The sequence below is a fragment of the Myxococcales bacterium genome (genome assembly GCA_012517325.1).
Lineage (GTDB): Bacteria > Lernaellota > Lernaellaia > Lernaellales > Lernaellaceae > JAAYVF01.
In genome coordinates, this window is the sequence record JAAYVF010000033.1 from 1 (window position 1) to 11,295 (window position 11,295).

Here is an 11,295-nt window from a genome sequence, read left to right on the forward strand (position 1 = left end):
AGATTTCGGTCGTCGACAAGTCGGCATGGCCGAGCATTTCCTGCACCGAACGCAGATCGGCGCCGTGTTCGAGCAGGTGGGTGGCGAAACTGTGGCGCAAAATATGGGGTGAAATCTTGCGCCGAATACCGACGCCTTTTCCATAATGGTCCACCAAAAGGTGAAAGTGCTGGCGCGTCATCGGCTCGCCGCGGTTGGTGACGAACACGGCGTCCGACTGGCGATTCTTCAGCAGTAGCGGCCGCGCCTGGTCGAGATATTGTTTCAACCAGTGGATCGCTTCCTCGCCCAGCGGCACCAGCCGTTCCTTGCGCCGCTTGCCGAGCACCCTCAACAGGCCGATTTCGAGGTCGACCGCGCCACGCGGCAGATTCACCAATTCGGAAACGCGCAAGCCGCTGGCGTAGAGCATTTCCAGCATCGCCTTGTCGCGCAAGCCGTGGGGCTTGCCGAGGTCCGGGGCGTTGAGCAGTTTTTCCACCTCGGTTTCGGTCAACACCTTGGGCAGGGGCTTCGCCAGCTTTTGCATGTCGACCAGTTCGGCGGGATTTTCGGCGATGGCGTTTTCTTCCATGAGAAATTTGAAAAAGTTGCGCAGCGCCACTTGATTGCGCACGGCCGTACGCGCCGAAACCCGATCGGTTTCCCGGCGCCGAACGATAAAACCGAGCACCAGCGCCGCATCGATGTGGCGGACGTCGTCGACATTTCGAGAGGCGCAATAGGCGGCGAACAGCGCCAGGTCGTGACCGTAGGCTTCCAACGTATGCGGACTGGCGCCGTATTCGATCTTCTTATGCGCCAGAAAACGATCGATCCATTCTTCCACGTTCACTCGCCTCCGGCGGCCGCGTCATCCAGGTATCGGCGGATGCCATCGGCCAGGCCGTCGGCCAATTGGTCGAGATATGCATCCTGCGACAATAATTTGGCCTCTTCCGGATTGGTGGCGAACCCGATTTCGACCAGGACGGCGGGAACGCGCGCGCCGGCGAGCACCAACAACGGCGCCGACTTGATCCCGCGATTGGCCGCCCGCGCCCGCGATTGGCGTGCGCCGGCCAACAGGCGGGGCTGCAAGCGTTCGGCCAGCCGCCGCGATTCGTCCCGCAACAGGACGCGGTCGGCGGGCGAAATGTAGGGATAGGTATAGTTGTTGTGGTTTTGCCCCGACTCGTTTTCAAACCGAACAGTGTCGTCCTCGGCGGGCGTGCCGGCCGACTCGTACAAATACGATTCAACCCCGTTGGATTCCGGGCGCGGACTGGCGTTGACGTGCAAGGAAACGAAGGCGGTCGCCTGAATGTCGTTGGCCAGGCCGAACCGGGTATCGAGCGGTAGAAACAAATCGTTCTCGCGCGTTAAAAGCACGATCACCCCGGGCTGCTCCCGCAAGCGATCGCGTACCTTTTTCGCCAGGTTCAGCACCAGATCCTTTTCGACGAGCAACCGGTTGTGCGCCCCCAGATCCTCGCCGCCGTGGCCGGGGTCCAGAACCACGACACGATTGGGTGGGGAAGGCCGGGCGACGCTTTGTTCGACTGGCGCGGCGTGTAGCTCGAGGACCAACCGGCTTGGAGAATCGAACTGATTGATGCTGTAACCCTGCAGCGCCCCGGCTTGCATCCGAACCAACAGCCGGCCGTCGACGGATTCGACGGACAGGGTTGTCAGCGGCGCGACCGGCGGGGGCAACGAAAAATCGCCGGCGGTTTCCACGCTCGGCAGGGTCAGACAAAATTCCGTCGTTTCCGAGGCCGTCGGGCGAATCAGGATCTCCGTTTTCGTCGGGGCATCGAGGTAAAACGTCAGAAACGCGCGACCGTCGAGCGACCAGACGGCGAGGCGGGTCAGTCGATTGACTCCCGCCGCAGCGGGTGCGGGAGCGGTCGGCGCGGCCGTCTCCGGAGGCGGCGCCGCCGGGCGAGGCGTCATTTCCTCAAACGTCGGCGGTGCGGCTTTTGGCTCCGGTTCGACAGCAGCCACCGGCGCTGGCGAAGGCCCCGGTTCCGCCGGTGGAAGCGGTTCGTTTGGCGGTACGGGAGTCGTCATCGACGGCTCAGCCGGTGTCGCCGGGGTCGTTGCAGGCTCGGCCGGCGGAGCGGTCTCGGCCGGCGCGAACGTACTCAGCCTTTCCATGCCGTCTTTGGCCTTGGCGAACATATCGCTATCCGGATAGCCATTCACGATGGTTCGATACAGCAGATAGGCCTCGGCGGCGCTGTTCAGCTTCAGTTCCAGGATTTGTCCGGCGCGCCACAGGGCGTCGTCGGCCAGATTGCTGTCGGCGTAGACGCGGGCCAGGGCGTCATAGGATTTCAGCGCTTCGCGAAAGCCGGCTTCACCGGTCGTCCATCTGGCGAGGCGTTCCTGCGCGTCGCCGGCCAGGAACAGGGCGTCGTCGGCGCGCGGATGGGTGGAATGCTTTTCGGTGAAGTTGGCGAAGCCGACGATGAATTTGTCCCAGTTGGCGCGCTTTTTCTGGGCGCCGACATCGGCCAGGAAGTTGCGGTATTTCAGGCGCAGCGCCAGGTACTCGTCCTCGATCGGTTCGGCCAGTGCCGCGGCCGAATATAACAGCAGAAGAATCCAGGCGAGGGCGGTCGCGCGCTTCATGTTTTCAATTTCTCCTGCAACCGATGCAGCACCGCCAGCGCTTCGAGGGGCGTCATGGCGTTCAAATCCATCGCCCGGATCGACTCGTCGACCAGCGATTTGGCCGGCGCCGCGAACAGGCTGAGTTGGCCGGTCTTGGTCGCCTTGTCGCGTTGGCGTTTTTCCGCGAGTCGCACCTGGCCGATTTCATCGAATTCGGCGCTTTCCAGGTTGGCCAGCACCTGTTTGGCGCGGTCGATGACTTCCGGCGGCAAACCGGCGAGGCGGGCGACCTGGATGCCGTAGGAACGGCTGGTGGCGCCCGGCACGATCTTGCGCAGGAAGAGGATCTGGTCGTTCCATTCCTTGACGGCGATGTTGTAATTGACCACGCCGGGCCGGGTGCGGGCCAGGTCGGTCAGTTCGTGATAGTGGGTGGCGAACAGCGTGCGCGCGCCCAGCCGTTTCTCGTCGTGGATGAATTCCGCCACCGCCCAGGCGATCGACAGGCCGTCGAAGGTGCTGGTGCCGCGGCCGACCTCGTCGAGCACCAGCAGCGAGCGCCGGGTGGCGTGCCGCAGAATGTCGGCCGTTTCGGTCATTTCGACCATGAAGGTGCTTTGCCCGCGCGCCAGGTTGTCGGAGGCGCCGACGCGGGTGAAGATGCGGTCGACCACGCCGACGCGGCAGGACGAGGCGGGCACGAACGAGCCCATCTGCGCCAGAATGACGATCAGCGCCACCTGACGAATATATGTGGATTTGCCGGCCATGTTGGGGCCGGTGATCAAGAGCATGCGGTTGTCCGTCGTATCCAGCAGCGTGTCGTTCGGGACGAACCGCTCCTGCTTGAACGCCACTTCGACCACGGGGTGGCGGCCGTCGCGGATGTCGAGCAGTTCGCCCGCGTCGATCGTCGGCTTGCCGTAGCCGCGCGATTCGGCCAGCCGGGCGAAACAGCACAGCACGTCGAGCTGGGCGATGACCCGCGCCGTCGTCTGGATGCGTAGCACCTCGTCGGCCACCTGCTGGCGCAGCTTCGCGAACAATTCGTATTCCAGATCGTTGAGCCGTTCCTGCGCGTTGAGGACCTTGTCCTCGATTTCCTTCAGCTCCGGGGTGATGAACCGTTCGGCGTTAACGAGCGTCTGCTTGCGCACGTAGTCGATCGGCGCAAGGTTCAAATTGGATTTGGTGATCTCGATGTAGTAGCCGAAGATGCTGTTGTAGCCGACCTTCAGGTTGTTGATGCCGGTGCGCTGGCGTTCGCGCGCCTCGATTTCGCCGATGATGCCGCGGCCGTGGCGGGCGATGTGGCGCAGATCGTCGACGGCGGCGTCGTAACCCGGCTTGATCAGGCCGCCCTCGCGCAGCGTCAACGGCGGTTCGTCCTCGACGGCCCGGTCCAACAGTTCGCGGACGTCGACCAGCAGGTCCAGTTCCGCGGCCGACTGCGTGAGCAGCGGGCTGGACAGTTCCCGCAGCACCGCGTCCAACTCCGGCAGGCGGGCCAGGCTGTTGCGCAGCGCCACCAGATCGCGGGCATTGCACGAGGCCAGGCCGATTTTAGCGGCGAGCCGTTCCAGATCGTGAATGGCGGACATCGCCTCGCTGAGCCGATCGCGGTCGGCGAGCCGGCGGGTCAATTCCTCGACCGCGTCCAGGCGGGCGCGAATGCTTTCGGGCCGCACCAGCGGATAACAGATCCAGCGCTTGAGCAGGCGCGCGCCCATTGCCGTCGAGGTCTGGTCCAACGTTTCGAGCAGCGTATCCTTGCGGCCGCCGTCGCGCAGATTGGCCGTCAATTCCAGGTTGCGCTTGGCGGCCTCGTCGAGAATCAAAAATTGATCCGCGCGGTCGATCGCCAAATCTTTCAAATGCGCCAGATCGCGCTTCTGGGTGACTTGCAGGTAGTGGAGCGTCGCCCCCGCAGCGCGCAAGGCCGCCGCCATCGTTTCGGGTTCGGGTTGAAAAGCGGGAAACTGCGCGGCCAGCAAGGCGGTCGCCGCGTCGAAATCGTAGAGGCGCGCCTCTTGAAAAGTGAGAAACGCGTTCGGCGCGGCCTGGCGCAGGCGAGTCAGACGCGGATCGTTTTCCAGGCCGGCGGGCAAAATCAACTCGGCGGGTTCGGCGCGCGTCATCTCGTCGGCCAGTGATTCGAGCGAATCGGTGACGCCGATCCGGAATTCGCCGGTCGACAAATCCGTCAGGCAGAATCCCTGGGCGTCGTCCTCCAGGTACAACCCCATCAGGAAGTTGTTGCTCTTTTCATCGAGCAGTTCGTCGGCCTCGATCACCAGGCCCGGCGTGACGACGCGGGTGACCGCGCGCTGCACGAGGCCCTTGGCCAGCCGCGGGTCTTCCATCTGGTCGCAAATCGCCACCTTGACGCCGGCCTTGATGAGCTTCGAGAGGTAGGGCGTCAGCGCGTGGTAGGGGATGCCGCATAACGGAATGCGTTCCTCGGCGTTCTTGTGCGAGCGGCTGGTCAGCGCGATGTCGAGAATCTTGCTGGCCTTCTCCGCGTCCTCGAAAAACATCTCGTAGAAATCACCCATGCGGAACAACAGCAGGTGATCCGGATATTCCGCCTTGATGTCCAGGTACTGGCGCATCATCGGCGTGATTTTGTTGACGGTCGATTCCACGTTGTTTTTCGCCATTGGATTGAAGTACGCGGGAAAACGCTAACAAAATCGGGCGCGGCCTTCAACGCGCCCGCCGCATCTTTTTCCGCCTTGACGGCCGGGCGAAGGTGTGCCGGATCACGCCTTGCCGTAAAAGGTCTTGTACGTCAGGTAGGCGCTGTACACATCGTCCTTGTGCGCCAGTTCGAACGGGCTGTGCATCGACAACAGCGCCGGGCCGGCGTCCAGCACGTCGGCGCCGTACCCCGCGAAAAACAACGCGACGGTGCCGCCGCCGCCTTCGTCGGTTTTTCCCAGTTCGCCGATCTGCCAGGGAACCTTAGCCTCGTTGAGCAGCCGCCGAATCTTGCCGACGAACTCGGCGTTCGCGTCGGATCCGCCGGACTTGCCGCGCGAGCCGGTGTACTTGGTCAGGCAGATGCCGCCGCCGAGCTGCGCCGCGTTGAGCTTGTCGTGCACCTCCGGCCATTCCGGATCGATCGCCGCGTTGACGTCGGCGCTGAGCACCTGGCTGCCGGCGAGGACGCGTCGGATGGAGCGTTCGTCGCCCAGGCCGAGCCGCGCCAGCAGATCGCCGACGAAGTCCAGCAGGAATCGCGCATCCGCGCCGGTATTGCCGTACGAGCCGATCTCCTCCTTATCGAGGAAGAGCGCGACGGCGGTCCGCTTGGGCGTCGTGGCCAGATCGGTGATCGCGCGCAAAGCGGTGTAGGCGCAGATGCGGTCATCCTGGCCGTACGCGCCGATCAGCGACCGGTCCAGGCCGACCTCGCGGGCCGGGCCGGCGGGCACGATTTCCAGTTCGGCGCTGATGAAATCCTCTTCCTTCATGCCGTATTTTTGCTGCAGCAATTGCAGCACGTGGTATTTGATGCGGTTTTTGCCGTCCGCGGGATCGCCGAGGGGGCGACCGGCGACGACCACGTTCAATTTTTCGCCCGGGATGGCCTCGGAGAATTTCTTGCCGTTCTGGGCGTTGGCCGACAGGTGCGGCAGCAGGTCGGTGATGGTCAGGCACGGTTCGTCGGACTGGTCGCCCAGCGCCACTTTCACCGTCTGGCCGTCGTGGCGGACGACCACGCCGTAAAGCGCCAGCGGCCGCGCCACCCATTGATGCTTGCGGATCCCGCCGTAGTAGTGCGTTTTGAGCAGCGCCAGGCCCAGATCCTCATAGAGAGGATTGGGCTTGAGGTCCAGGCGCGGCGAATCGATGTGGCTGACGACCAGGTTGATGCCGTTTTCCAGCGGCTGCGAACCGAGGTAGGCGATGGCGGCGGCTTTGCCGCGATAGGTTTGATAGACCTTGGCACCGCGGGTTTTAGGCCCGAGAGCCTTGAAGCCGGCTTTTTGCGCGGTGCGTTCGATCTCGGCGACAGCCAACCGTTCGGTTTTCGCCCGGTTCAAAAAATCGAGGTACGTTTTGCAGAACGGATCGACCGCTTTGCGGGTCGCCGGCGGATATTGGTCGTGCGCCGGATGAACCTGGCGGCTCAGTTTTTCTTGAACCTCTTTGAATAGTTTGCTTTTCGGCATGGCCTGGCCCTTTACCGGTTATTTACACGCGCTGCTGGACAAGGTCAGATCGCCGTCCAGCAAGTTGCTGATCAGGTAACGGTTGTCGGTCATCTGGACCTTGATGTTCAACGGCTGATTGTCCGGGAACGTGTCGCTCAGCGTCAGCGTGATCGGCAACGTGCCGTCGGGCGGCCCGGAACCCGTGAGGGTCAGGGTCAGCGGGGGGAACTGGTTGTCGATGATGAGGTTGACCAGGGCGCCGTCGAGATTCGCCTCCGCGTCGTGATAATCGAAAATGATCGTAAACGCCGAATTGGCGGCATTGCAGGCAGGGTCCGGATCGAAGTGCAGGTTGGAAATCACCGGCGCGGTGTTTTCGCCTTCGTTGTGGAAAGTCGCCTCGATCAGGTTGCTGGTGTTGTTCGCCAGATCGGTCAGGGTGATGCCGATGGTAATCGTGCCGGTCGGCAGTTCGGCCGGGATCAAATAGGACGAATCGATGAAGCCTTCGGTGGTGCCGGCGGTGTGCGCCGCGAAGGTCGTCATCACGTCGCCGTTGGCCAGCAAGGTGATCGTGCCGCCGTCCACATCGCCTTCCAAATCCTGGAAGTGGAAGGATAGGGCGATCGTGTCGCCGGCGAAGCCGTCATTCGGAGTCATCGTCAGAGTGTCGATCAGAGGAGCGGGGCCGGTCGGCGTTTCGTCGTCATCGTCGTTGTCGTCGTCATCGTCGTCGTCGGCCGGCGAAGCGTCGTCGTCGGGAGAATTGTCATCGTCGTCACCGGACGCGGCGTCATCGTTGTCGTCGTCATCGTCGCCGCCGCAAGCCCACAGCAGGCCCAAAGTCAGAAAGAGCGCGAGGAAAAGCGCAAACAGGGCGTGGAAACGGATCATTGTCTACCTCCAAACAAGTTCCCCAACCCGAAAAAAGCGACCTACTATAGCGCCGCGCCGATGTTTTATCCAGATCGCGAAAACAGCCGACGCCAACGGGGTTTGCCCGCTTTGGACAGGGCCAGGCGGATCTGCGGCAGGGCGGCTTCGGCGGCCTGACGGCCGGCCGCGATCACCTTGTCCGCCGAGCGGAAATCGGCCCAGTGGTACTGGCCCACGGATGGGGTGATGACCACGTCGGCGTCCGCCAACTGCTTTTCGATCAGAATTTGTTTGGTGATTTCCTGGGTGAGAAAAAACAGCAGCAGGGCGCGTTTCAATTCGGCCGGATGCATAAACGCGTGGGTGACATTCACCGCGATCACCAGGTCGGCGCCCATTTGCCGCGCCACGCTGACGGGCACCATGTTGACGACCCCGCCGTCCACGCATTCCAGTTCGTTGACGCGGATCGGCGGAAACGCACCCGGCACCGCGCTCGAGGCGGCGACCGCGTCGATCACCGGCCCTTTGCGCAGCACCAGTTCGCGGCCGTTGCGCAAATCGCAGACGACGATGCCGAGCGGGATCTGTAGGCTGCGGATGTCGCGATCGTCGACGAACGGCCGCAACAGGTCGAACAGATCTTCCTTTTCCAGATAGCTGAGGCGGGTGACCTGGCTGCCGAGCACCAATCCCTGGCGGACGCGCTTGCCGACCGCTTCGAAAAAGCCGGCTTCCTCTTCCTCGCCGCGCATCAGATTGTGGATCTTGGACTGGTTGAACTCCTCGCTATTGTAAAACTGCATCGTCTTTTTAATGATTTTTTCGATCCGCGGCTGGGCGGCGTACATCGCACCCGCCAGGCTGCCCATGCTGGTGCCGGCCATGCAGTCGATCGGAATGCCTTCGCGTTCGAGCACTTCGAGCACGCCCAGGTGCGCCAGACCGCGCGCGGCGCCGCCACCCAACGCCAGGCCCACTTTGAATTGGCGATGAGCCGTCATGGCTGAATCACCATCTGGGGCGAAACGCCCCATTCCGCCGGCGAAAGGTCGCCGACGCCGATCAGTCGCCATTCGCCGTTTTCACGGCTCAGCTGCAATTCCACTTTTTGTCGCGTGGCCGTTTCCCGGCGGGGAATCTTGCCGGGACCGATGCTGTCGGCGGCCGTGGCTTCAGCGATGGCGTTAAAACGCATCGTCGCCCGGTCGCCCTGGATCGCAATCTCCGGTTGCAGCAGGCGGATTTTAACGTCTTTCCAGTGTTGCCAAGAGTATTGAACCAGACTCAACCAGGTATCCTTATCCAAGTTGAACGCGTCCTTGAAATCGGGGTGGAAAAAAGCATCCAAGGCGTCGTCGTCCTCGGTTTCCAGCGCCTTGACCGCGCCGGCCACCGCTCGATCGATGCGGGCTTCCGGTGAGAAGTGAAAATGAAACAGCAACGCGGCGATTGTCGCGACGACCAGACCCAACAGAAGGATTCGTCCCGGTTTACGCATGGCGGCTAGTGGCACCCGGCGCAGGAACTGCTGCTGCTGCAAGTGCTGCAATTCTTGGCGGACGAGGCGGTCACTGTTCCGTCGGCCGATTTGCTGCGGAAAGCGAAGCCGCTCATCATTTTACGCACCTGATCCGAATCGCACGCCGGACAACGCGGCGGTTCGCCGCCGCGGATCAGTTTTTCGAATTTCTTTTCGCAAGCCAGGCACTGGAATTCGTAAATCGGCATCGATTGCTCCTACTGCAAACGGACCGAGCTTTTGTGTTTTGCCGGCAACGGATTGCCTTTTTTCCCCGCCAGGTTGGTCAGGATTTCCCGCCGGCATTGCGGACAGATCAACATCGAAGTCTCCAGGTGGATCTGCTGCTCCAGCGTCTCCTGGTCGAGTTTCGCGGCCTTCTCGATCAATTCCGCCGCGTCGGCCTGGCCGTCAGGGTCCGGCAGATAACCGTCCCAATCCGAGGTAATTTCAAGGTAAAGCCGGTATTTGGTCGAACCGAGGGGCAATTCCCGCTCGCAACGTTCGCAGTTTTTCGCGTACAGTTTTTCTTTCATGGCGCGACCCGCGAATTTTGCAGGGCGCCGGCCAGACCGGCCAGGAAAGCCGGCTCGTCCGCCTCGAGGATCGTGCGGGGATCGGCGATGGCCCGGCCTTGATCCAGGCGAAGAATGATCGGCGTTTCCAAGGACCGGAGAGCGCGCGTCAGTTCATCGAGCGACAGGTGGCGCGGCCGGATGACGAGTACCGGGCCGGGCAGCTCGGCGAAGGGCAACGCGCCGCCGCCGACGCGGCCGCTGGCCGGTTCCACGGTAAAATCAGTGGCTTCGCCGGCGGTTTTTTTCAATCGCGCGGCCAGTCGGCGAGCCCGTCGTTCGAGTCGCTTCGGATCGGCCGCCAGCAAACGCAGAGTCGGGATGCTTTCCAGCGCTTTTTGCGGTTCGCGATAGAGCCGGAGCGTCGCTTCCAGCGCGGCGAGGGTAAGCTTGTCGATGCGCAGCGCGCGGTGCAAGGGATTTTTGGCGCAGGCGGCGATCAGTTCCCGCCGGCCGAGCAGAATCCCGGCTTGCGGGCCGCCGAGCAGCTTGTCGCCGCTGAAGGTTACCAGATCCATCCCGGATTTGACGGCTTCCGGCGCGGTCGGCTCGGGCGGCAGGCCCAGATCGGCGGTGGTGAGCAAGGAACCGCTGCCCAGATCCTCGACGGCCAGCAAATGATGCCGGTGCGCCATCTCGGTCAACTCGGCGCCGGGTACTTCACTGGTGAACCCGACGATCTGGTAGTTGCTGGCGTGGACTTTCATCAGGATAGCCGTCTGGTCGGTGATCGCCCGCTCGTAATCCCGCGGATGGGTGCGGTTGGTCGTGCCGACTTCCACGAGCCGGACACCGCCGAGCGACAGGACATCGGGCAGGCGGAAGCTGCCGCCGATTTCGACCAACTCGCCCCGGCTGACGATCGCTTCGCGCCCCTGGGCGAGGGTGGCCAAGGCGAGCAGGACCGCCGCCGCATTGTTGTTGACCACCAGCGCCGCCTCGGCGCCGGTCAATTCGCACAGCAGACCTTCCACCAACGAAAAGCGGCTGCCCCGTTTTCCGGCGGCGAGATCGTATTCGAGGTTCGAGTAACCGCCGGCCGTTTCGGCGATGGCGGCCAGTGCTTCCCGGCTCAACGGCGAGCGGCCCAGGTTGGTATGCACGACGACGCCGGTTGCGTTGATGACCCGTCGCAGGCGAGGCCGTCCGGTTTCGCGGACTCGGCGTTTCACGCCGGCGAGAAAGTGCGGTTCGGAATACGCGGTTTCCGGGTCGGCCAATAGCCGGTCGCGCCAGGCCTCGACTTCGGCGCGAATCGCTTCCACCAGCAGCGAGCGGGGGGCGGTTTCACGCTCATCGGCCAGCAACGGGTGATGCAGCACGTCACCGACTCCGGGCAGGGAACGCAGAGTATTTTGTCGTTCGTCGTTCATGCCCTGAATCTTACGCAACTTGATAGCCGGCGGGCAACCCGGCATCGCGTACGTGTATTAGCTTAGCGACTTTGTCCCCTGTAACTGCTTAGCGATTATGTCCCCCATGAAGAAGGACATGATTTCGATGACTCCCAAGGAGTTACAGCGGATGAGGTTGCTGGTCTGCGTCCTGGAGGGGCAGCTGCCCC

Annotated in this window: 10 protein-coding genes; all 10 read right to left on the reverse strand. The window is 62.8% G+C overall.

Annotated elements, in window-relative coordinates:
- Positions 1-829: tyrosine recombinase XerD (locus tag GX444_06700; GenBank protein ID NLH48276.1), on the reverse strand; the 829-nt coding region annotated here is incomplete at its 3' end.
- 2 nt (positions 830-831) lie between these two features.
- Entirely contained in the window at positions 832-2,616 is a 1,785-nt protein-coding gene (locus GX444_06705) for a hypothetical protein (protein ID NLH48277.1), read from the reverse strand.
- Positions 2,613-5,258, reverse strand: coding sequence for a DNA mismatch repair protein MutS (gene mutS / locus GX444_06710; protein NLH48278.1), 2,646 nt, complete (start codon positions 5,256-5,258; stop codon positions 2,613-2,615). Before mutS ends, GX444_06705 begins: the two co-directional genes overlap by 4 nt.
- 102 nt (positions 5,259-5,360) lie before the next feature.
- On the reverse strand, positions 5,361-6,776 hold the full coding sequence (locus GX444_06715; protein NLH48279.1) for an aminopeptidase: 1,416 nt from the start codon (positions 6,774-6,776) through the stop codon (positions 5,361-5,363).
- Between the two features lie 18 nt (positions 6,777-6,794).
- The gene (locus tag GX444_06720) at positions 6,795-7,652 is read right to left on the reverse strand and encodes a hypothetical protein (protein NLH48280.1); all 858 of its coding nucleotides are present in this window, start codon (positions 7,650-7,652) and stop codon (positions 6,795-6,797) included.
- A 65-nt stretch (positions 7,653-7,717) separates the two neighbouring features.
- Positions 7,718-8,638 (reverse strand): hypothetical protein, encoded by a 921-nt coding sequence (locus GX444_06725; GenBank protein NLH48281.1) that lies wholly within the window; start codon positions 8,636-8,638, stop codon positions 7,718-7,720.
- Positions 8,635-9,177, reverse strand: a complete 543-nt coding sequence (locus GX444_06730; GenBank protein ID NLH48282.1) for a nuclear transport factor 2 family protein — start codon at positions 9,175-9,177, stop codon at positions 8,635-8,637. Before GX444_06730 ends, GX444_06725 begins: the two co-directional genes overlap by 4 nt.
- Entirely contained in the window at positions 9,141-9,365 is a 225-nt protein-coding gene (locus tag GX444_06735; GenBank protein NLH48283.1) for a zinc ribbon domain-containing protein, read from the reverse strand. Before GX444_06735 ends, GX444_06730 begins: the two co-directional genes overlap by 37 nt.
- Positions 9,366-9,374: 9 nt before the next feature.
- On the reverse strand, positions 9,375-9,692 hold the full coding sequence (locus GX444_06740; protein NLH48284.1) for a hypothetical protein: 318 nt from the start codon (positions 9,690-9,692) through the stop codon (positions 9,375-9,377).
- Complete coding sequence (locus tag GX444_06745; GenBank protein ID NLH48285.1) at positions 9,689-11,104, reverse strand: L-seryl-tRNA(Sec) selenium transferase; 1,416 nt, start codon at positions 11,102-11,104, stop codon at positions 9,689-9,691. The genes GX444_06740 and GX444_06745 overlap by 4 nt, the downstream gene beginning before the upstream one ends.
- Positions 11,105-11,295 lie beyond the last annotated feature (191 nt).

What these genes read in the sequence shown, in the direction of transcription:
- GX444_06720 (NLH48280.1), bottom strand. Translation starts at nt 7,652, where the DNA reads ATGATCCGTTTCCACGCCCTGTTTGCGCTTTTCCTCGCGCTCTTTCTG.
- GX444_06715 (NLH48279.1), bottom strand. Translation starts at nt 6,776, where the DNA reads ATGCCGAAAAGCAAACTATTCAAAGAGGTTCAAGAAAAACTGAGCCGC.
- GX444_06735 (NLH48283.1), bottom strand. Translation starts at nt 9,365, where the DNA reads ATGCCGATTTACGAATTCCAGTGCCTGGCTTGCGAAAAGAAATTCGAA.
- GX444_06705 (NLH48277.1), bottom strand. Translation starts at nt 2,616, where the DNA reads ATGAAGCGCGCGACCGCCCTCGCCTGGATTCTTCTGCTGTTATATTCG.
- GX444_06725 (NLH48281.1), bottom strand. Translation starts at nt 8,638, where the DNA reads ATGACGGCTCATCGCCAATTCAAAGTGGGCCTGGCGTTGGGTGGCGGC.
- GX444_06740 (NLH48284.1), bottom strand. Translation starts at nt 9,692, where the DNA reads ATGAAAGAAAAACTGTACGCGAAAAACTGCGAACGTTGCGAGCGGGAA.
- GX444_06745 (NLH48285.1), bottom strand. Translation starts at nt 11,104, where the DNA reads ATGAACGACGAACGACAAAATACTCTGCGTTCCCTGCCCGGAGTCGGT.
- mutS (NLH48278.1), bottom strand. Translation starts at nt 5,258, where the DNA reads ATGGCGAAAAACAACGTGGAATCGACCGTCAACAAAATCACGCCGATG.